The sequence below is a fragment of the Pseudomonas simiae genome, from assembly GCF_900111895.1.
Taxonomy (GTDB): Bacteria; Pseudomonadota; Gammaproteobacteria; order Pseudomonadales; family Pseudomonadaceae; genus Aquipseudomonas; species Aquipseudomonas simiae.
Genome location: NZ_FOKB01000006.1, coordinates 85,431 through 106,123, shown reverse-complemented (window position 1 = coordinate 106,123; position 20,693 = coordinate 85,431). Strand labels below are relative to the sequence as shown.

At 60.7% G+C, this 20,693-nt stretch carries 21 protein-coding genes and 1 pseudogene; 5 read left to right on the top strand and 17 right to left on the bottom strand.

Going from position 1 to position 20,693, the window contains the following annotated elements; all coding sequences use genetic code 11:
- Nucleotides 1–189 precede the first annotated feature (189 nt).
- Nucleotides 190–390: pseudogene (locus BMZ57_RS19310) on the top strand (AAA family ATPase); the annotation flags it as partial.
- 99 nt (nt 391–489) lie between these two features.
- Here the strand turns inward: BMZ57_RS19310 and BMZ57_RS19305 are convergent.
- The 8 genes from BMZ57_RS19305 to BMZ57_RS19270 form a co-directional block, all read right to left on the bottom strand.
- A complete protein-coding gene (locus tag BMZ57_RS19305) occupies nt 490–1,344 on the bottom strand; it encodes a transporter substrate-binding domain-containing protein (RefSeq protein WP_010214137.1) in 855 nt (284 codons plus the stop codon).
- Nucleotides 1,341–2,117, bottom strand: coding sequence for an amino acid ABC transporter ATP-binding protein (locus BMZ57_RS19300; RefSeq protein WP_069672858.1), 777 nt, complete (start codon nt 2,115–2,117; stop codon nt 1,341–1,343). Before BMZ57_RS19300 ends, BMZ57_RS19305 begins: the two co-directional genes overlap by 4 nt.
- The gene (locus tag BMZ57_RS19295; protein ID WP_010214141.1) at nt 2,114–2,773 is read right to left on the bottom strand and encodes an amino acid ABC transporter permease; all 660 of its coding nucleotides are present in this window, start codon (nt 2,771–2,773) and stop codon (nt 2,114–2,116) included. The genes BMZ57_RS19300 and BMZ57_RS19295 overlap by 4 nt, the downstream gene beginning before the upstream one ends.
- Nucleotides 2,754–3,419: an amino acid ABC transporter permease gene (locus tag BMZ57_RS19290; RefSeq protein WP_010214144.1), complete on the bottom strand. Its 666-nt coding sequence runs from the start codon at nt 3,417–3,419 to the stop codon at nt 2,754–2,756. Before BMZ57_RS19290 ends, BMZ57_RS19295 begins: the two co-directional genes overlap by 20 nt.
- 484 nt (nt 3,420–3,903) lie before the next feature.
- Complete coding sequence (locus tag BMZ57_RS19285) at nt 3,904–4,686, bottom strand: MetQ/NlpA family ABC transporter substrate-binding protein (protein ID WP_010214145.1); 783 nt, start codon at nt 4,684–4,686, stop codon at nt 3,904–3,906.
- A gap of 126 nt (nt 4,687–4,812) precedes the next feature.
- Complete coding sequence (locus BMZ57_RS19280) at nt 4,813–5,739, bottom strand: sigma 54-interacting transcriptional regulator (protein ID WP_038452520.1); 927 nt, start codon at nt 5,737–5,739, stop codon at nt 4,813–4,815.
- A 50-nt stretch (nt 5,740–5,789) separates the two neighbouring features.
- Nucleotides 5,790–6,371, bottom strand: a complete 582-nt coding sequence (locus BMZ57_RS19275; protein ID WP_010214150.1) for an alpha/beta hydrolase — start codon at nt 6,369–6,371, stop codon at nt 5,790–5,792.
- Nucleotides 6,372–6,597: 226 nt separating this feature from the next.
- Nucleotides 6,598–7,449 carry a LysR family transcriptional regulator gene (locus tag BMZ57_RS19270; protein WP_010214153.1) on the bottom strand — a complete coding sequence of 284 codons (852 nt, stop codon included), beginning with the start codon at nt 7,447–7,449 and terminating at the stop codon, nt 6,598–6,600.
- A gap of 176 nt (nt 7,450–7,625) precedes the next feature.
- Here BMZ57_RS19270 and BMZ57_RS19265 point away from each other — a divergent pair, with 176 nt between their 5' ends.
- Nucleotides 7,626–8,795, top strand: a complete 1,170-nt coding sequence (locus tag BMZ57_RS19265) for a CynX/NimT family MFS transporter (protein WP_047544215.1) — start codon at nt 7,626–7,628, stop codon at nt 8,793–8,795.
- A gap of 149 nt (nt 8,796–8,944) precedes the next feature.
- On the opposite strand, the gene BMZ57_RS19260 is transcribed toward BMZ57_RS19265, so the two are convergent.
- Nucleotides 8,945–10,039: a fatty acid desaturase gene (locus tag BMZ57_RS19260; protein ID WP_042571300.1), complete on the bottom strand. Its 1,095-nt coding sequence runs from the start codon at nt 10,037–10,039 to the stop codon at nt 8,945–8,947.
- A 100-nt stretch (nt 10,040–10,139) separates the two neighbouring features.
- On the opposite strand from BMZ57_RS19260, the gene BMZ57_RS19255 reads away from it, so the two are divergent.
- Nucleotides 10,140–11,144 carry an AraC family transcriptional regulator gene (locus BMZ57_RS19255; protein ID WP_021491630.1) on the top strand — a complete coding sequence of 335 codons (1,005 nt, stop codon included), beginning with the start codon at nt 10,140–10,142 and terminating at the stop codon, nt 11,142–11,144.
- A gap of 127 nt (nt 11,145–11,271) precedes the next feature.
- Here BMZ57_RS19255 and BMZ57_RS19250 read toward each other — a convergent pair whose 3' ends face one another.
- Together BMZ57_RS19250 and BMZ57_RS19245 are read right to left on the bottom strand one after the other, a co-directional pair.
- Nucleotides 11,272–11,637 carry a response regulator gene (locus BMZ57_RS19250; RefSeq protein WP_010214162.1) on the bottom strand — a complete coding sequence of 122 codons (366 nt, stop codon included), beginning with the start codon at nt 11,635–11,637 and terminating at the stop codon, nt 11,272–11,274.
- 37 nt (nt 11,638–11,674) lie between these two features.
- Nucleotides 11,675–12,361 (bottom strand): Crp/Fnr family transcriptional regulator, encoded by a 687-nt coding sequence (locus tag BMZ57_RS19245; RefSeq protein WP_010214163.1) that lies wholly within the window; start codon nt 12,359–12,361, stop codon nt 11,675–11,677.
- Nucleotides 12,362–12,444: 83 nt separating this feature from the next.
- Here BMZ57_RS19245 and BMZ57_RS19240 point away from each other — a divergent pair, with 83 nt between their 5' ends.
- Nucleotides 12,445–12,969: an Mpo1 family 2-hydroxy fatty acid dioxygenase gene (locus BMZ57_RS19240; RefSeq protein WP_010214164.1), complete on the top strand. Its 525-nt coding sequence runs from the start codon at nt 12,445–12,447 to the stop codon at nt 12,967–12,969.
- A 70-nt stretch (nt 12,970–13,039) separates the two neighbouring features.
- Here the strand turns inward: BMZ57_RS19240 and BMZ57_RS19235 are convergent, their stop codons facing one another.
- The 6 genes from BMZ57_RS19235 to dibA all read right to left on the bottom strand — a co-directional run bounded on the left by BMZ57_RS19235 (nt 13,040) and on the right by dibA (nt 19,278).
- The gene (locus BMZ57_RS19235) at nt 13,040–14,020 is read right to left on the bottom strand and encodes a sulfate/molybdate ABC transporter ATP-binding protein (RefSeq protein WP_010214165.1); all 981 of its coding nucleotides are present in this window, start codon (nt 14,018–14,020) and stop codon (nt 13,040–13,042) included.
- A 3-nt stretch (nt 14,021–14,023) separates the two neighbouring features.
- A complete protein-coding gene (cysW, locus tag BMZ57_RS19230) occupies nt 14,024–14,896 on the bottom strand; it encodes a sulfate ABC transporter permease subunit CysW (RefSeq protein WP_010214166.1) in 873 nt (290 codons plus the stop codon).
- Nucleotides 14,897–14,909: 13 nt separating this feature from the next.
- Nucleotides 14,910–15,728: a sulfate ABC transporter permease subunit CysT gene (gene cysT / locus BMZ57_RS19225; protein ID WP_010214167.1), complete on the bottom strand. Its 819-nt coding sequence runs from the start codon at nt 15,726–15,728 to the stop codon at nt 14,910–14,912.
- A 158-nt stretch (nt 15,729–15,886) separates the two neighbouring features.
- Nucleotides 15,887–16,897: a sulfate ABC transporter substrate-binding protein gene (locus tag BMZ57_RS19215; RefSeq protein WP_021491633.1), complete on the bottom strand. Its 1,011-nt coding sequence runs from the start codon at nt 16,895–16,897 to the stop codon at nt 15,887–15,889.
- A gap of 73 nt (nt 16,898–16,970) precedes the next feature.
- Nucleotides 16,971–17,153 (bottom strand): sulfur starvation response protein OscA, encoded by a 183-nt coding sequence (oscA, locus tag BMZ57_RS19210; RefSeq protein ID WP_003170956.1) that lies wholly within the window; start codon nt 17,151–17,153, stop codon nt 16,971–16,973.
- Nucleotides 17,154–17,364: 211 nt separating this feature from the next.
- Nucleotides 17,365–19,278, bottom strand: a complete 1,914-nt coding sequence (gene dibA, locus BMZ57_RS19205) for a phosphodiesterase DibA (RefSeq protein WP_021491634.1) — start codon at nt 19,276–19,278, stop codon at nt 17,365–17,367.
- Nucleotides 19,279–19,444: 166 nt separating this feature from the next.
- Here dibA and desA point away from each other — a divergent pair, with 166 nt between their 5' ends.
- Complete coding sequence (gene desA, locus BMZ57_RS19200; protein ID WP_010214171.1) at nt 19,445–20,629, top strand: delta-9 fatty acid desaturase DesA; 1,185 nt, start codon at nt 19,445–19,447, stop codon at nt 20,627–20,629.
- Nucleotides 20,630–20,693 lie beyond the last annotated feature (64 nt).

Sequence of the window (20,693 nt, the reverse complement as noted above, 5' to 3'; positions counted from 1 at the left end):
TGCCGACGTGCCAGTGTGTATGCGACTGTGAGCTTAGTTCAGGGTTCCTTATCTGCATGGAGGCTCCCATACTCCAATGGTTCCCACGCCGACTGAATGCCCATGCTCAAGACCCTCGCGAGGGACCTGGGCTTTGCTGGCTACGCCATCTACCTGGGGCTGCCGGAAAAGACCCTGTCCTGTTTCGCCCTGGAGCCGGCATTGGCGCGCTTGATCATCCAGGCGTCGCAGCAGTGCCTGGTGTGGGTGGTGTCCCATGCCAGCCGCTTGATTGCGGCGTTGCAGCAGGATGAGGGGTGTAATTCGATTGTGTTGGAGAAGGTGCTGGGGGAGACGCGGATCGTGGGGCAAGGGATTCTGGATGGGCCGGCCTGGCATTGGCCGGAGTAGGTGGTGACTGTACCGGCCTCATCGGGGGCAAGCCCCCTCCCACATTTTGACCTGTGAATACATTCAAATGTGGGAGCTGGCTTGCCTGCGATAGCTCTATCAGCCCTGCCACTTCCCACCTTCGACAATCACACTTTCAGGCTTGGTGTCGTCGCTCAGCTCTTTACGCACATATTGGTCGTACAGCTTGAGCAGGAACTTCTCCTCACCCAACTTCGCCAATTCGGCGTTCACCCAGTCGCGCAGTTCGATGTTGCCCTTCTTCACGGCTGGTGCAATCGGCGCTTCATCACCGAGTTTTTCTTCCAGCACACGGTAGCCCGGGTTCTGCTTGGCCCAGCTGAACAGCACCAGGTTGTCCTGGGCATAGGCATCGCCACGGCCGGCGGACAGCGCCTGCAGCGATTCGGAGTTTTTCTCGAACTTGAGCAGCTTCCAGTCCGGGTGGTTCTTGGTCAGCCAGATATCAGCGGTGGTGCCGGTGGTGACGATGGTGGTGCGGGTGGCCAGGTCATTCAGGCTTTTTACCGCGCTGTCGTTTGGCACCAGGGCTTGCACCGCGACCTTCAGGTTGGGGTTGGTAAAGTCGACTGCTTCCTTGCGCTCAGGCGTCACGGTCATGTTGGCGAGGATCAGGTCGACCTTGTCGCTTTGCAGGAATGGAATTCGGCTGGCCGGTTCGACAGCCACGAACTCGACCTTGTTTTCATCGCCCAGCAGGTCTTTGGCGAATTGGCGGCCGATGTCGGTATCGAAGCCGACATAGCGCCCCGCTTCGTTGACGAAACCGAACGGCGGTTTGTCGGTGAAGACGCCAACGATCAACTTGTCCCGCGCCTTGATCCTATCGATAGCGCTGACGGCGGCAGCCGCAGGTTTGGTGGGCTCTTCGGCCTTCTTATCGCAGCCGGCCAGTAACGCAACAGCAAACAGTGGCAGCAGTAACTTTTTCATATCAGCTCCAGTTCCTTGGTTTTTTTGGGCAGTGTTGAAACAAAGGAGAACTTCTCCAGGAACTGCTGCGCGCGTGCGGTTTGCGGGTTCGTAAAGAATGCCTCGGGGGTGTTCTGTTCGAGGATGCGACCGGCCTCCATAAACACCACGCGGTCGGCGACGGCACGGGCGAAGGCCATTTCGTGGGTGACGATCAGCAGGGTCATGCCATCGCGGGCCAGGCCCTGGATCACTTCCAGCACTTCCTTGACCATTTCCGGGTCGAGGGCGGCGGTGACTTCATCAAACAGCATGACCTGGGGGTTCATGCACAACGAGCGGACGATGGCGATGCGTTGCTGCTGCCCACCGGAGAGCTGGCGCGGGAAGGCGTCGCGTTTCTCGGCCAGGCCTACGCGCTCCAGCAGGTTCTCCGCTTGCTCACGGGCTTCGCGCGGATCGCGTTGCTGTACTTTCAGCGGGCCGAGCAGGATGTTGTCGAGCACGCTCATGTGCGGGAACAGGTGATAACTCTGGAACACCATGCCGATGTCCTGGCGCACCTGGCGCCAGTCGGTTTGCTTGTCCAACAGCTCATTGCCGGCAAACCGCAGGCTGCCGCTGTGGGCCACTTCCAGGCCGTTGAGGCAACGCAGCAAGGTGCTTTTGCCGCAGCCACTGGGGCCGAGGATCACCACCACTTCGCCGCGTTGCACGCTCAGGTCGATGCCCTTGAGCACCTGCGCTTCGCCGAAGAATTTGTTGAAACCCTGAAACTCGATCAATGAGCTCATGCTTGCGTCCAGCGCCGTTCCAGCACCTTGGAGGCGGCCGACAACGGGTAGCAGATAAAGAAGAAAAACAGGAACAGCACGCCGTAGATCAACACCGACTCATAGGTGCGCTCGATGATTTGCTGGCCGACCTTGATCACATCCACGACACCGATCAGCACCGCCAGCGAGCTGGTCTTGATGATGCGCGTGTAGACGTTGAGGGTCGGCGGGGTCATGCGTTTCAGGGCTTGAGGCAGCAGCACATAGCCGTAGAGTTGCGGGTCGGAAAGGCCAATCGACAACCCCGCTTCACGCTGGCCACGGGGCAGCGAATGCAAGGCGCCGCGCACCACCTCGCCCACTTCGCTGGCGCCCCACAGCGACAGCACCAGCACCGCGCACCAGAAGCTCGGAAGGCTCAGACCGAAGAAAATCGGCAGGCCGAAAAACAGCAGATACAGCCACACCAGCACCGGGATCGCACGGAACAGCTCCAGGTACACCCGCAGCACCGCGTTGATCAGCCGGTTGTTCAAGGTGCGAAGCACGCCGTACAGCACACCGCCGACGGTGCTGAAAGCGATGCTCAAGAAAGAAATAGACAGGGTTTGCGCAGCGCCCTTGCCCAGTTGCGGCAACGACACCCACAACAACTCAAGACCCGAACTGGCCATGCTGGAGCCTCCTTTCCAGGCGGCTGAGCAGCAGCGACAGCGGCAAGAACAGCAGCACGCAGATCAGTGTCAGCACGGCGAGCATTTCATAGGTCTTGTAGTAAAGGGCGATGTAGCTCTTGGTGGTGTAGAGGATCTCCGGCACCGCCACGGCGGAGACCACGGTGGTCTCCTTGAGCAGGAAGATGAAATTGGCGAACAGCGCCGGCAGGCTGAGGATGCCGGCCTGGGGCAGGATCACATGACGCAGCAGCTGCCAGTCCGACAGGCCGATGGACTTGCCCGACTCGACCTGCGCCAACGGCACCGCTTCCACCCCCGCGCGCAGCACTTCGGTGAGGTAGGCGCCGCCGAGGAAAGTCAGGGTGATGATCGCCGCCCAGAACCCGGAGATATTGAAGCCCAGGGCCGGCAGCGCGAAGTACACGAAGAACAGTTGGATCAGCAGCGGCGTGTTTCGCGCCAGTTCCACATAGAGCGCCACCAGGCGCGACAGGTAGGGCGTGCGAAACACCAGCAGCGCCGCGTTGATCAGCGCCACCAACAACGAGGTGGCAATGGCGATCAAGCCCACTTGCAGCGTCACGCCCACCGCTTTAAGAAAGGCCGGCAGGGTGCTGAGGATAAATGCGAAATCGAAGGTCATTTCCAGTCCATGAGCCGCACGGGTAATGCAGCGAGCGCAATCCGATCCGGCGTGGGTAACGCCGGGTAGCGCGAACTTTAAAGGTATAAAAAAGAAAATTTAAATACCCAAATAGCATATTGATATCACCCAAAAAGATAACCCCCGGATTCGCGGGTTTGGCGGGTGGCAGCTATGGTTGGGGGGTCTGAGATTCGAGGGATTGAACCATGAAGGAAGTGAAACCGATGGATCCGCAGGAGTTGATGAAGTGGTTGGTGGCGTTGCGCAGGGCGCTCAATAGCCGCGCTCTGTAATCCAATGGAGATCCAAATGTGGGAGCGGGCTTGCTCGCGAAGGCGGTGGATCAGTCAACCTATCCGTTGCTGACAGACCGCCTTCGCGAGCAAGCCCGCTCCCACCGTTTTGATGGGGTTCCAACCATAAAAAACGCCGACGCTAAATAAGCCGTCGGCGTCAAACCTTGAAGGGGGTTTGGGTTACATCAGAACGCAGGCACTACCGCGCCGTTGTACTTCTTCTCGATGAACGCTTTGACTTCCGGGCTGGTCAGGGCCTTGGACAGTTTCTGGATAGCGTCGCTGTCCTTGTTGTCCGGGCGAGCCACCAGGAAGTTCACGTACGGCGACTTGGCATCTTCGATGATCAGCGCGTCTTTGGCGGGGTTGAGGCCCGCTTCCAGGGCGTAGTTGGTGTTGATCACGTCAAGGTCCACCTGATCCAGCACGCGTGGCAGCAGCGCCGATTCCAGCTCTTTGAATTTGAGGTTTTTCGGGTTGCTGGCAATGTCTTTCGGCGTGGACAGGGCATTGTTCGGGTCTTTGAGCGTGATCAGACCATTCTTTTGCAGCAGCAAGAGCGCACGGCCACTGTTGGAGCCTTCGTTCGGGATGGCCACGGTGGCGCCATCTTTGAGCTCGGAAATGTTCTTGATCTTTTTCGAGTAACCACCGATGGGTTCAACATGCACACCGACCACTGTCACCAGGTTGGTGCCCTTGCCCTTGTTGAAGTTTTCCAGGTACGGCAGGGTCTGGAAGTAGTTGGCGTCCAGGCGCTTCTCGGCAACCTGCGTGTTGGGTTGCACGTAGTCGGTGAAGACTTTGATCTGCAGGTCCACGCCTTCTTTGGCGAGGGTCGGCTTGATCAGCTCCAGAATCTCGGCGTGCGGGATCGGGGTCGCGGCAACCACCAGTTTCTCGTTGGCTTGGGCGAAGCTTGCAGTCAGGGCAGCCGCCAGTGCGGTAAACAACAGAACCTTTTTCATGCAGTGTCCTTATCGGAATTCCGGGGCGTCTCTGACGACCGTTTTTATGAGCGGTACCAGCGAAGTGCTATCGCGGCGTGAACGGGACAATACCTAGATTTTTTATTCCCGAACAATATCTTTTATTCACGTTGATATTCCATTTTGTTCATGCAGGAATTTACGCAGCGTTTCCTGCTCGGCGGGGCTGGCACTGTGGAAAATCCGCTGCACCTGTTCCAACGGCGAACCCGCGACCGGCAAGTTCAAATGCTCGGGCAAGATTTCATCGCCGCTGCTCACCAGCAACGCAAAGTGAATGACGTTTTCCAGCTCACGGGTATTACCCGGCCAACTGTGGTGTTCAAGCACCCGCTGGGCGGCGTCGCTGATCAGCGGCACCGGCAGGTCCAGGCGCTGGCTGTAGATACCCAGGAAGTACTCGGCCAGTGACAGGATATCCCCCACGCGCTCGCGCAGTGCGGGCAAGTCCAGCCGCCCTTCGCTCAAGTAATGGAACAAGCGCTCATGGAACTTGCCGGCCGCCACCGCCTGGGCAAGGTCGATGCTGGTGGCGGCGACAAGGCGCACATCCACCGGGCTGGGCTGATGGGCGCCGACGCGGGTGACTTCGTGGTTTTCCAGGGCGGCCAGCAGTTTTACCTGGATCGGCAATGGCAAGTCGCCGATCTCGTCCAGGTACAAGGTGCCGCCATTCGCCGAACCGAACCAACCGGCCCGGCTGCTGGCCGTACCACTGTGGCTACCGGCTGCGTAGCCGAACAATTCGGCATCGGCGTAGGTCGGGCTGATGGCACCGCAATTGACCGAAACAAACAAGCCGGTGCGGTCGCTGCCGCGGTGGATGTGCCGCGCCAGCAGTTCCTTGCCGCTGCCGGTCTCGCCGCGAATCAACACGGGCAAGGCGCGCGGCGCGAGGCTTTCGAGCTCTTCGCGCAGTTGCCGCGAACGGGGATCGACAAATACCAGCGCCTTGGCGCGGATGCTCAGCGGGCTTTTTTCCGCGTCGGGAAAGGTCAGCAACGGCTGGCCGTAGGTTTCATGCAGACTCATGGCAGGCTCCCGCCCCCAATCCACTTAAGGGACGGGGCGTTGAAAAATGTTCAGGCAGTGCGCCGGGCGTGATGCTCAAGGCGGCTTTGCAGACGATAGAGGTAGGCGAAACCCTGCTCCCAACGCCGGTGGCCGGACTTCACATTGATATGCCCGGCACCGGACAAAATCCCGGCTTCGGCCCCCCAATGGCGTGCCAGCTCCAGAGCCCGAGGCGCGCTGACGGCACTGTCGTTGTCGGAACTGACCACCTGGCTCGGGAACGGCAACAGGTCGGTAGGGATGGGCGCGAAATTACGCAAGGCGGGGGCACACGCCGGGCGTTCGACGTCGGCCGGGGCCACCAGCAAAGCGCCGCGTACCTGGCGCAGGAAGTGCACCGGCGCGGTGGCCGCCCAATGCGCCACGGTGATGCAGCCCAGGCTATGGGCGATCAGGATCACTGGCGTGCTGTCGGCGGCGATGGCCTCGGCCAGCGCGGCGACCCAGTCTTCACGGCGTGGGGTCAACCAGTCGGCCTGCTCCACGCGGGAGCTGTTGGGCAGGCTGTTCTGCCAATGACTTTGCCAATGATCTTCTGGCGATCCTTGCCAGCCCGGCACGATCAGATAACGAATCGACTCGCTGTGCATGGGTGTGCCCTCCTGCAGCGTTTAGCGTTGCTGAACAGTATAGGGACGAGTGTTACATTCCTTAAGGAATAAGAAGCTATTTATTAATAACCAAAATCTCATAAACACCAAAGCCCGCTCCAACGCTTCACCGTTGCCAGGGCGCAAACAACACAACCGACACGCCTGCATGGGAGGCCGTTTTTGAATGCCTTTCCGGCGTAAAAAATTCAGAAAAAGCCATCGCTCAGACAGGGCTGTTCGCACACAAATCAAGCAGCTGGCGTTGCAGGCTCTGCCCCGCCGCACCTAAGCCACTACGGCCATACAGCGCCAGCCGCACGCCTTGCACCCTGGGCAAACCGCTGTCCGGGCCCAGTACGCTATGCCCAGCCTGTACGACCCGACGGGGCAGCAAACTAATGCCCAACCCCGCCGCCACCGCTGAACACACACTCGCCAGGCTCGCGCTGGAATACCCGATGCGCCAGCGCCACCCCCCCACCTCCAGGTGTTGCAGCATTTCATTGCGGTACAGCCCCCCCACGGGAAAGGCCACCAACGGCAAAGGGTCACGTCCCAAGGATGGCGTGTTGCGGCTGTCCACCCAACACAAAGGCTCCGGCCACGAAGCCAGGCAGTCATCACTCTCGCCCATCTGCTTGACCAGCAACACATCGAACTCGCCGCTGCGGTATTGGCGCTGCAACTCGGGGCCAAGGCCGCTGGTGACTTCCAGGCGCACCCTGGGAAAGGCCAGCACAAAGGCCGACAGCAGCGGCATGAGCCGTTCCGACGCAAAGTCCTCAGGTACACCGAGGCGCAGCACGCCGTCGCTTTGCTGGCTGATCAACACGTCGGCGGCTTCTTCATGCAGCGCGAGGATGCGTCGCGCATAGGCCAGCAGGCGCTCGCCTTCTGCTGTCGCCACCACGCGGCGCTGGTCGCGGTTCAGTAGCTGGCACGCCACCGCCTCTTCCAGGCGGCGGATCTGCTGGCTGACCGTGGATTGGGTCAGGTGCAGGCGCTCGGCGGCGCGGGTGAAATTGCCGCAATCCACCACGGCGACAAAGCTGCGCAACAACACGGGATCGAACATGGCAGTCACCATTGCGTTTGCCACTGATTGGCATGGTTATATTTAATTTCAGAATACCTCGACCACTGCCCATACTTCACCCTCCATCCTGCCCAGAGGGGTCTCCATGAGCGACGCTCAACAGCACCTGCCCGACGCGGCCATGACCACGCTGTATCACCCGTGGAAAAACCTGCATGACCCTGAATAAATCCCTCGCCGGCTGGGGGCTGCTGGTGGTCCTGGGCCTTAATCTGCGGCCGATTCTCAGCTCCATCAGCCCGTTGCTCGGCGAGATTCGCCTGGCCACCGGTTTGAGCTTCCAGAGCAGCGCCCTGCTCACCAGCCTGCCCGTGGTGTGCATGGGCCTGGTGGCACTGGTAGGCGTGCGCGTTGAAGCGCAACTTGGAGAGCGGCGTGGCATCGCCCTGGGCCTGATGATGATCCTGCTGGCCTGCCTGGCCCGCTGGTTGATGGGCCAGGGCTCGACGTTGCTGGTGACCGCGTTGCTCGGCGGTGCCGGTGTCGCGTTGATCCAGGCGTTGGTGCCGGCGATGATCAAGCGCGAGTTTCATCACCGCGTGCCGGTGGCGATGGGCGTTTATTCAGCGTCGCTGATGGCCGGTGGCGGGCTGGCGGCGCTGCTCAGTCCGGTGGTGGCCACGCATTTCCAGCAATGGCAGGCCGGGCTCGGCGTGTGGCTGTTGCCGGCACTGGCCGCGCTGCTGTTGTGGGCCTGGTTGCCGCTGGGCGCGGCAAAAAGCGCAAAGGTCATCCCCGCCTTCAAGGGCCTGCGCAACCGCCGTGCCTGGCTGCTGGCGCTGTATTTCGGCTTGGTGAACTGCGGTTACATGAGCATGGTGGCGTGGCTGCCGGCCTACTATCAGCAACTGGGCTGGGACGTGCTGCCCAGTGGCTCGCTGCTGGCCTTCATGACCATCTTCCAGGTGATCGCCGCGCTGTTGATGCCGGTGCTGGCGCAACGCGGGATCGATCGTCGGCCACTGCTGTGGATCAGCCTGCTGGCCCAGACCCTCGGCTATCTCGGCCTGTTAATGGCGCCGCTGCAGTTTCCTCATCTGTGGGTGGCGCTGTGTGGCTTCGGCCTGGGCGCGTGTTTTGCCCTGAGCCTGTTGCTGACCCTCGATCACCACCGCGACCCGCGCCAGGCCGGGCAACTGGCGGCGTTCGTGCAAGGCGTGGGCTTTTTGATCAATGCAATTTCGCCATGGTTGACCGGTTGGCTGCGCGAACTCACCGGCAGCTTTGTCAGTGCCTGGGTGGTGCTGACCGTAACGGCGGTGGCGATGCTGGTGGTGACGCGGGTGTTCAGTCCCGCGACCTACCGCACGGCCCCCGCTCTATAACCCCGCTCTATAAATAGGCATTCAAGATCGGCAGTCCGGCGCCATCGACCTGGCTGCCGAAAATGCCTTCGCCAATGGCCAATTGCAGGGGTTGCACGGGCGCAATCTGCCTCATTCAGTGGAGCGCCTCAGCAACCGTTGCGGGGTGATCAGCCGCGCTGGGGTGCGTTTGTCGCCTGCGGCGAAGGTGCTGATCGAAACCCTGCTGACGGTGGAAAGCCAAGCCGATTAGCCCGCGCAAACGTCCCGAAATCATTGAAGCGCACCCCCATCTCAGCCATCACCTTGTGGGCCACCTTGGCGGTCATCTGACGGATGTAAAACGGTTCCTTCACCACAAAATGATGGATGCCGTGGGTGCTGCCGAAGTTGAAGCAGAACGCCTGCAACGGCCACATCCACCAGGGGTTCAACACCTGGGTCTGCTGGATCACATTGCCCAGCTCCACATCGCCGTAGTAGTGCATGTTCGAGCTGACAAAGTGCAGGCAAAAGGTGCGCAACACGTTAGGGCCGATGATCACCACGGCAGCGATATCGATCACCTGCATCACCTGCAAAGTGTCGGCGGACCACGCGATGGGGGCGCCGAGCAGACTGGCAATGCCATTGGCGGCATGAAAGCCGAGGAACACGTACCACGCGCCCCAATGCAGCAGCGCCAGCGGTGCATAGACCAGCAGCGAGCGCTTGAGGATGGCCAGTTTGTGCGTCCAGGTCTTGGCCCGCAGGATGCGGATGAAGGCCGACATGACGTTATCACCGACCATCAGCAACCGCGCAACCCCCCAGGGTTCTCCGTTGGTGATGGCGCGCTCTTCCATATCGGTTTCGGTGCCGGAGACCTTGTGATGGTTGAGGTGCAGGTGCCGGCGCACCCACGGGTTGATGGTGCTCGGCCGCGCCAGCCACACCAGGCCCATCATCAGGTTATGGGGCAGGCGCTGCTTGCGAAAGTACATGCTGTGGATCAGGTCGTGTTCCAGCTCGTGGGTCAGCGAGGCCAGGAACGCGTTCAGCAGCAAGCACACCCACCACGCCATATGACCCGTGATGTAGAGTGCCGCCGAGCCCACCATGCCGAGCAGCGCAAACGCCAGAATGCTCGCGCCCAGCGCGTCCTGATGCAGCAGCCAGGGGTGCTGCCGGCGCAGGCGCACGCCTTCGGCCAGCACCACTTCACGGATATGCGCCGAGCGCTGTTGTGCGTTCATCTGCTGGGGACTTGCAGAAGTACCGTCCATGCTTCCATCCTCTGGTGATTGATAGCTGCATCCTGGCCCAAGCGGTCCGCCAGGGCATCAGCTCCACACGCCAACCTGTTGACCGCAAGCGCCAATCGCCATGACCGAACCCACTTCCCTCGCCAGCTGGACCCGCGCCCTGCGCAAGCAGCTCGACGCCCTGGGCCTCGACAGCGGCGCCCTGTGCCTGCAAGCCGGGCTCGACCCGCAGAAGATGGACGATCCCAATGCGCGCTACCCGCTGTCGGCCACCACGCGTCTGTGGGAATTGGCGGTACAGGCCAGTGGTGATCCGGCGATTGGCTTGCGAGTGTCGCGGTTTGTCAGCGCCACCACTTTTCATGCATTGGGGTATGCGCTGGTGGCCAGTGGGAGCTTGCGCGAAGTGTTCGAGCGCATCGTGCGATATCACCAGGTGGTCAGCGATGCCTTGAGCCTGGAGCTGAGCGGCGATGGCGAACGTTATCGGTTCCGCCTGCTGCAACTACCGGGCAGCCCGGCGCCGGCGTTCGAGGCCATCGATGCATTTGCGGCGATCTATGTGCGTACCTGTCGCAACCGTCTGGGCCGCGAGTACGCGCCGCTGGCGGTGTACCTGCGAAGGCCGGAACCTGTTGACCCGAAGCCTTGGCACACGGTGTTTCGCGCGCCGGTATTTTTCGATGCCGAGGAGGACCGTCTGGAGTTCGCCGCCGCGGATTTCGACAGCCACCTGGACGACGCCAATCCCGAACTGGCCGAGCACAACGAAACCGTGCTCAAGCGCACCCTCGCCCAACTGCAACCGCTGACCTGGGAGCGCAAGGTGCGCGCGGCCATCGAGGCGCAATTGCCGGATGGCGAGCCGAGTGCCGAGCGCATCGCCCAGGCCCTGCACCTGAGCCTGCGCAGTTTGCAGCGGCACTTGGCGGATGAGGGCTGTCGGTTCGATGCGTTGCTCAGCGAGTGCCGGGAAAACCTGGCGTTGCTGCACTTGCGCGATCCGCACTGTTCATTGGCCGAGATCAGCCATTTGCTCGGCTTTGCCGATACCAGCAGCTTCAACCGTGCGTTCAAGCGTTGGACGGGGATGACACCGGGGCAGTTTCGGGATGGATTGCGGTAGGCAGATTGGTGCTGGATAGGGAGGCCTCTTCGCGAGCAAGCCCGCTCCCACAGGGGAACGTATTCCATGTGTGGGAACGGGCGTGCGCGCGAAAGCGCAGGTTCAAGCACTGGGCATTTCAGCTCAATCAACGCCCGCGATCGCGCCGCAACACCTTCTTCACCCGCGCCACCAGCGTCTTGGCCTCAAACGGCTTGAGCAAATAGTCATCCTCATGCAACTCCAACCCGCGCAGGCGATCTTCAATCCCGCCCGGCGTGGTCAGGAACAGCAGCGGCGTCTCGCCCTTCTGCCGGATCGCCTGCTGCAGTTTCCAGGCATTGAGCCCCGGCAGCATCACATCCAGGATCACCAGGTCGTACTCGACGCCCTCGACAAACCGCTGCGCCGCCATGCCATTGGCCGCGACTTCCACGCTGTAGCCGGCCTCGTTCAGGCCCTGGGCCATCCGCTGTGCTTCTTCGGATTCATGTTCCACTAACAGCACACGCATAACACACCTCGTTTGATAGGCCTGCAGGCTAACACCCTCAGGTGTGCGCCGCCTGCCGTAGCCGCGGTACGTCGAGGATTTCAATCTCGCCATAGCCCAGACGCACAAGGCCCTGGGCTTGCAGATCCTTGAGCAGCGCGTTGGTGGTCTGGCGCGACAGGCTCAACATCGCTGCCAGGTCTTCCTGGGGTAGATGCAGTACACGCTTTGAATGCTCGGTATCGCCATAACCTTCAACAATCATCAACAAACGATGAGCCAACCGAACCGAGGCCGGCATGAGGCTGAGCTGTTCAAGGCCGATAAAACTCAGGCGCAGCTTCTGGCTCATCAGCAGCGCCAGGTCGCGCCAGTACCTGGGGCTGTCATCGAGTATGTTCAGCAGCGCCTGTTGTGGGACCTGCAGCAACGTGCAAGGCCCGACAGCGCAGGCATCGTGGGTACGTGGCAAGCCATCGAACAGGCAGATCTCGCCGAACCAAAAGGGTGACTCCACCAGGCTGAGAATCGCTTCCTTGCCCTGCTCGTTCACCGCACTGACCCGCAGGGTGCCGTCGAGTACCGCATACAAACCACAGGGTGGGTCGCCGCGCTTGAACAAGTACTGTCCCGCCGTGAGCGGCCTCAATCGGGCCTGAGCCAGCAAGCTATGCTGAAAAGGCAAGGGCAGGTGACTGAACCAGTGACCGGTGGCCAACCGGGAGCGCCATTGGTCTGCATCCATGTGAACTCCGAAGATTGTCGCCCAGTTGACAGTACGCCACAGGCTGACAGGGCATGATCAAACATCCTACAGGAGGAATAACAATGAAAAGCCTCGTCGACCATCTCAGTCAATACGCCGCCTACCACCGAGACCCGCGCAACATCGCCAGCCACTTTATCGGCATCCCGCTGATTGTCGTCGCGGTCGCCGTGCTGTTGTCACGTCCGGAATGGAATGTCGGTGGGTTGTGGATCTCACCGGCCGTTCTGCTCGCGCTGTTTTGCGCGTGGTTTTACTTGCGCCTGGAGCTGGCGCTGGGTGTGCTGATGACGGTGCTGATCGGCTTGTCGGTGTGGGCCGGGCATGTGCTGGCGGCGCAGAGCACAATGGTGTGGCTCAGCAGCGGCGTGGGGATGTTTGTGGTGGGTTGGGTGATTCAGTTTGTCGGCCACTATTACGAAGGCAGGAAGCCGGCGTTTGTGGATGACGTGTCGGGGCTGATTGTAGGGCCGTTGTTTGTGGTGGCGGAGCTGGCGTTTCTGCTGGGGTTGCGGCAGGGGCTCAAGCAGCAGATCGAAGCGCGGTCGGGGCCTGTGGCGGTGCGCGCGAAAAACGCCACGGTCTGACAGACCCTAGAGATCAAATGTGGGAGCCGGGCCTGCCCGGCTCCCACAGGGTTTTGCGCTGTTTGGAGGCTTAGGCTTTTTGCCAGACCTTGGGCTTGAAGAACAGGGTCTCGCCGCGCGCCAAACCGGTCAGGCTATCGTGGTCTTTCACCACTTCGGCTTCGATCAGTTCGCTCTGGCCTTCAACTTTCAACGTCACACGCGTGGTCGCGCCCAGCGGGCGAATATCCCGGACTTCGGCGGCGTGATGGTCTTCCAGCTCATGGCGCGACAGCGACACTTCATGGGGACGGAACAGCACGTGTTTGTCTTCACCCACGTGCAGGCGGTTCGAATCACCCAGGAAGTGGTAGACGAAGTCGCTGGCCGGGTTTTCGTAGACGTCACCCGGTGAGCCGATCTGCTCGATCACCCCCTTGTTCATCACCACGATGCGGTCGGCGACTTCCATGGCCTCTTCCTGGTCGTGGGTCACGAACACCGAGGTCAGGTTGATGTCTTCGTGCAGGCGCGCCAGCCAGCGGCGCAATTCTTTTCGCACCTTGGCGTCGAGGGCGCCGAAGGGCTCGTCAAGCAGCAGCACCTTGGGTTCCACCGCCAGGGCGCGGGCCAGGGCGATACGTTGGCGCTGGCCACCGGACAGCTGCTCCGGGTAGCGATCCGACAACCAATCCAGCTGCACCATATTCAGCAGCTCATGCACCTTGACCGCGATCTGGCTCTCGCTCGGACGCTGGTTTTTCGGCTTCATGCGCAGGCCGAAGGCGACGTTGTCGAACACGGTCATGTGGCGGAACAACGCATAGTGCTGGAATACGAAGCCCACGTTGCGATCACGCACGTCATGGCCGGACACGTCTTCACCGTGGAACACGATGCTGCCGTCATCCGGGGTTTCCAGGCCGGCGATGATGCGCAGCAAGGTGGTCTTGCCGCAACCGGACGGGCCAAGCAACGCCACCAGCTCGCCACTCTGGATGTCCAGGTTGATGCTGTTCAGGGCCTTGAAGGCGTTGAAGTTCTTGCTGACATTACGGACTTCGATCGACATGACTTATTCCTCAGCCGCACCGGCGCGCAGGCGGTTAATACGGTTCTCGCTCCACTGCTTGAGCAGCAGGATAAAGAGCGCCAGGATCAGCAACAGACTCGCCACCGCAAACGCGGCAACGTGGTTGTATTCGTTGTAGAGAATCTCGACGTGCAGCGGCAGGGTGTTGGTCACGCCGCGAATGTGGCCAGACACCACCGACACCGCGCCGAACTCACCCATGGCCCGTGCGGTACACAGCACCACGCCGTAGATCAGACCCCATTTGATATTCGGCACGGTCACATGCCAGAACATCTGCCAGCCATTGGCGCCGAGCAGACGCGCAGCCTCTTCTTCCTGGGTGCCCTGCTCCTGCATCAGCGGGATCAGTTCACGGGCCACAAAGGGCACGGTGACGAAGATGGTCGCCAGCACGATGCCGGGCAAGGCGAACACAATCTGGATGTCATGGTCCTGCAACCACGGGCCAAAGAAGCCCTGGGCCCCGAACATCAGCACATAGACCAGGCCGGCGATGACCGGCGACACCGAGAACGGCAAATCGATGAGCGTCACCAGGATGCTTTTGCCACGGAACGAATACTTGCTCACGCACCACGCGGCGCTGACGCCGAACACCAGGTTGAGCGGCACCGAAATCACCACGGCGATCACCGTGAGTTTCAGCGCCGACAACGCATCGGGTTCGAGGATCGCGGTGAAGAACGCCCCTAGGCCGTTCTTCAGGCCTTGGGTGACCACGATAAACAGCGGCAACAGCAGGAACAGCGCGAACACCAGCCAGCCGAGGCCGATCAGGATACGTCGGGACGCAGCGCTGCCACGGCGGGCGGCGTTGGCCGAGGACGCGGCGGAAATAGACGATTGGGACATGTTCCGCGCCTCCTTATGGACGTTCGATGCGCCGCTGCAACAAGTTGATCAGCAGCAGCAGGACAAAGGAAACCACCAGCATCAGCACGCCGATGGACGTGGCGCCGCGGTAGTCGTATTGGTCGAGCTTGACCATGATCAGCAAGGGCAGGATCTCGGTTTTCATCGGCATGTTGCCGGCGATGAAAATCACCGAGCCGTATTCACCGACGCCACGGGCAAATGCCAGGGCGAAACCGGTCAACCACGCTGGCAGCAACGCGGGTACGAGGATGTGCCGGAACACCTGCAACGGCTTGGCACCCAGGCAGGCGGCGGCTTCTTCGACTTCCCGAGGGATATCGGCGAGTACCGGCTGCACCGTGCGCACCACGAACGGCAGGGTGACGAAGGTCAGCGCCAGGGTGATGCCCAAGGGGGTATAGGCGATCTTGAAGCCCAGGTCGGCGGCGAACTGGCCGACCAGGCCGTTAGGCGTGTACAGCGCGGTCAGCGCGATACCGGCGACGGCGGTGGGCAAAGCGAACGGCAGGTCGATCATCGCATCGATGATCTTGCGGCCAGGGAAGGTGTAACGCACCAGCACCCAGGCGAGCAGCGTACCGATCACGCCGTTGATCAGCGCGGCGTACAGCGCGGTGCTGAAGCTCAGTTGCAACGCCGCCAACACGCGCGGTGCGGAGATGATGTTCCAGAACTGATCCCAGGTGAGTTGAGCGGCGTGTACAAACATCGCCGCGAGGGGGATGAGTACGATCAGGCTGAGGTACACCACGGTGTAGCCCAGCGTCAGCCCGAAGCCGGGTATGACGGGGGAGATACGACGCGACATAAGAGTCCTTGGTTAAGGGAAAACCACTGAAGGCACACACGTCCTGTGGGAGCAGGCTTGCCTGCGATGCAAGCGCCTCGGTATGTCAGTCACACCGCGGTGATGCTATCGCAGGCAAGCCAGCTCCCACAGGGCAAAGCGTGCGCCGCCAGATTGCGTTATTGCGCGGTGTAAATCTGGTCGAACACGCCACCGTCATTAAAGAATTTCGGTTGGGCAGTTTTCCAGCCGCCGAAGTCTTTGTCGATAGTCACCAGGTCCAGTTTCGGGAACTGCTGGGCGTATTTGGCGGCCACTTTTGCATCGCGTGGGCGGTAGAAGTTCTTGGCCGCAATCTCCTGGCCAGCCGGGCTGTACAGGTGCTTCAGGTATTCAGTGGCGATTTCGGTGTTGCCCTTTTTCTCGGCGTTCTTGTCGACCACGGCCACCGGCGGCTCCGCGAGGATCGACAGGGAAGGCACGACGATATCGAACTTATCAGCACCGCCATCTTCTTTCAGGGCCAGGAAGGCTTCGTTTTCCCAAGCCAGCAACACATCACCCTGACCGTTGTTGACGAAGGTGATGGTCGAACCGCGAGCGCCGGTGTCCAGTACGGGGACGTGTTTGAACAGCTCTTTCACGTATTCCTGGGCCTTGGCTTCGCTGCCGCCGGTTTTCAGGCCATAGGCCCAGGCGGCGAGGAAGTTCCAGCGGGCGCCGCCAGAGGTTTTCGGGTTCGGGGTGATCACGGACACGTCTTTCTTGATCAGGTCGCCCCAATCCTTGATGCCTTTAGGGTTGCCCTTGCGCACCAGGAACACGATGGTCGAGGTGTACGGGGTGCTGGCGTCCGGCAGGCGGGTCTGCCAGTTCTCCGGCAGGGTCTTGCCCAGCTTGGCGATTTCGTCGATGTCACCGGCCAGGGCCAAGGTGACCACGTCGGCGCGCAGGCCGTCGATCACGGCACGGCCTTGCTTGCCCGAACCACCGTGGGATTGCTGGATCTTGACGTTGTCACCTGGGTGGGACTGTTTCCAGAACTGGGTGAACTCCGCGTTGTAGTCCTGGTACAGCTCACGAGTCGGGTCGTACGAGACGTTGAGCAACTCGTAGTCCTTGGCAACGGCGGAACCTGCAAACACGGCGCTGGCCAGTGCGGCCAGGGCATAACGGCGAATCGACGACATAGAAGCTCCTGAAATTCTGGGTGTTGGCTTTTTCTTATAGTTGCGGGTCTAGCATGCGAATCGCCGTTCTTGCCTAGCTCGGCTTGTTGCCCGGGTTCTGCAGTCGGAATTTTTCCTTGCGTTCAATCTGTACCACTTGCGCGTTATGCACGGTGATTTCCACCGCACCAAACCGCAGATCGCGCAACGCGCTCTGGATCTCACGCAAAATGGCTGCTTCGTCCTGGCCGTCGACGCTACGTAGAGAGGCGCTCATGGTCTCGCTCCTTAAATGAATAGTGCCTTGCAGTGGCGGCACTGCTTGCGGCGTGAGAGCGATAGTAGATAAGCGCAGATATTCTTAAAAATACTATTTAAGAATGTTTATATAACCAGAAAGAATTTTCTGGTGTGACGTGGGGTTGCGCGCGGGTTCGGTGCCCGAGCACAGAAAATAAAGCCTTGAGAGGATCCATTTTGGCCGCCTTTCACTCTCGAATGGCGGGTGCTTTCGACCAATCGATCTCGCCCGCTGGCACTGGTCGACCAAACCAATACCCCTGCCCCAGGTCGCACTGCTGGTCGAGCAGGAAACGCGCCTGCTCCAGTTGCTCGATCCCTTCGGCGTGCACCTGCATGCCCATGCTTTTTGCCAGGGCGATCACCACGCGCACGATCGCCGCGTCGTCTTCATCCCACGGCAACCCGGCGACGAAGCCTTGGTCGATCTTGAGCTTCTGCACCGGCAGGCGCTTGAGGCGCAACAGCGACGAGTAACCGGTACCAAAATCATCGATGGCCAGGCGCAGGCCCAGCTCGCGCAGGCGGTGCAGTTGCTCCAGCGCCACCTCCGGGTCCTCCATCACGGCGCTTTCGGTGACTTCCAACTCCAGGAAAGCCGGATCCAGGCCGGTGTCGTGCAGCACCTGGGCCACCTGCTCGTACAACTCGCGCCGGGCAAACAGGCGGCTGGAGACGTTGATGGCGATAAAACTCAGCGGCGTACCCTGCGCCAGCCAATCACACATCTGTCGGCAGGCCTGGTTCATCACCCAGGCGTCGATATCGGCAATCAACCCGGTGCGTTCGGCAATCGGGATAAATTCCCCAGGCGGCACCAGGCCACGCTCCGGGTGTTGCCAGCGCACCAGCGCTTCGACGCCGATCAGGCGGCTGTCGTTGAGGTCATGCACCGGTTGGTAGTAGACGCACAGCTCTTGCTGCTCAAGGGCACGGCGCAGCTCACTGGCGATTTCCACGCGGTTCTGCGCATGGGCGGTCAGCTCTTCGGTGTACAGGGCGTAGCCTTCACGGCCAGCGCTCTTGGCCTTGAACAGCGCTGAGTCGGCATTACGCAGCAATTGCTCCGCGCTCAGGGCGTCGCTGGGGAACAGGCTGATACCAATACTGGCGCTGATAAACAGCTGGTGGCCGTCAAAGATGAAGGGCTGCTTCATCGCGTCCAGCATGCGCTGCGCCAGGCCCGCGGCCTGAGCCACCTGTGGACAACTTTCCGCCAGCACCGCGAACTCATCCCCCCCCAGGCGCGCCAAGGTCACGCCAGGGCCGAACAGCGCCTTGAGCCGTTCGCCGACGAGCTTGAGCAACTGATCGCCGACGTTATGGCCGAGGCTGTCGTTGATGATCTTGAAGTGGTCCAGGTCCAGCAACAACAAGGCGCAGCCACGCTTGTGGGTTTGCGCCGAGGCCAGCGCCTGTTCGGCGCGGTCGGTGAACAACAGGCGGTTGGGCAGGTCGGTCAGCGGGTCATGATGGGCCAGGTGAGCCAGTTCGTGCTCGGAGTCCTTGATGGCGCTGATATCGGAAAACACTGCAACGTAATGGCTGACCTGACCCTGATCATCGTGAATCACGCGAATGGTCTGCCACTGGGGATAAATCTCACCGCTTTTGCGTCGGTTCCAGATCTCACCGCTCCATTCGCCGGTGCGCTCCAGGCTCTGGAACATCTGCTGATAGAAATTCGACGAATGGCGACCGGACTTGAACAGGCTGGGCTGTCGGCCCATGACGTCTTCGCGGCTGTAGCCGGTGATTTCCATGAAGGCCCGGTTGACGTGCACGATCAGCCCCTTTGTGTCAGTGACCAACACCCCTTCACGGGTGCAATCGAACACAGCGGCAGCCTGGCGCAAGCGTTCGCGGTTTTCTTTCAAAGGCTGTTGCAGCTGGTTGGCCCGGGCAAACCGGGCGCAGATCAGGTAGATCGCCAAGGCGCTCAGCGTCACCCACACGTAGCCGCGCACCTGCAGCCAGTGGTTCAACTCACTCTGGTTATCGAGAAACTCGATCAATACGCGCTGAGTGACGCCAATCCACAGAACGGAAATCAACAGGTATACCAGCCCCGCACGTAGGGCACCCCGGTATGAAAACGGCATATGGTCAGTAATCCTTACCAAAAAGACAGAGTCGCCCTACAAAGACTGCGGATTATAGAATAAGAAACATCCAGTCACTCCTATCTGAAAGCGCGGCTGGTTTTCTCTGTAGGCTGAGTGATAATGCGTGAGCTGTTCTTTTCTTTATCTGAGGGCCATACAGCCTATGTGGTACAACGGTTTTCTTGACCTGTCAGCCTGGCAACTGGTGGCGGTCACTCTGTTGATGACCCACGTGACCATCGTTGCGGTCACAGTCTATCTGCATCGCTATTCCGCCCATCGCTCCCTGGAGCTCAATGCCGGTCTTAAACACTTCTTCCGCTTCTGGCTGTGGCTGACCACGGCGCAGAACACCCGCGAGTGGACCGCCATCCACCGCAAGCACCACGCCAAGTGCGAAACGGTCGACGACCCGCACAGCCCCGTCATCAAAGGCTTGTCCACCGTGATGCGCAAAGGCGCCGAGCTGTACCGCGCCGAGGCCGAAAACCCCGAGACCCTGCGCATCTACGGCAAGAACTGCCCGGATGACTGGATCGAACGCAAAATCTACACCCCCTATCCGCTGCTGGGCGTGGCGATCATGGGTGTGATCGACCTGCTGCTGTTCGGTACCATCGGCATTACCATCTGGGCCATCCAGATGATGTGGATTCCGTTCTGGGCCGCTGGCGTGATCAATGGCCTGGGGCATGCCGTGGGCTATCGCAACTTCGAATGCCGTGACGCGGCGACCAACCTGGTGCCGTGGGGCATCATCGTTGGCGGCGAAGAGCTGCATAACAACCACCACACCTACCCCAACTCGGCCAAGCTGTCGGTGAAGAAGTGGGAGTTCGACCTGGGCTGGGCCTGGATCAAGGTGTTCAGCTTCCTGCGCCTGGCCAAGGTGCAGCGTGTCGCGCCCATCGCCCACCGCGTGGAAGGCAAGGGCCACCTGGACATGGACACCGCCATGGCGATCCTCAACAACCGCTTCCAGATCATGGCCCAGTACCGCAAGCTGGTGATTGGCCCGTTGGTCAAGCAGGAGCTGGAAAAGGTCGATCACTCGGTGCGTCACCAGTTCCATCGTGCCAAGCGCTTGCTGTCGCGGGAAACCAGCTTGCTCGATGACCGCCATCACCTGCGCATCCAGAACATGCTGGAACACAGCCACGCGCTGAAAGTGATCTACGAAAAGCGCCTGGCGCTGCAGCAGATCTGGCTCAAGACCAGTTCCAATGGCCACGATATGCTGGCGGCCATCAAGGAATGGGTGCATGAAGCCGAGGCCAGCGGCATCCAGTCCCTGCGGGATTTCGCTCACCAATTGAAGACTTATTCGCTGCGTCCTGCGGCAGTCTGATGGTGCGGTGGGAGGGCTTGCTCTCCCACCTACCAGCTTTTTGGCGTCATTTACCGGGCACCGG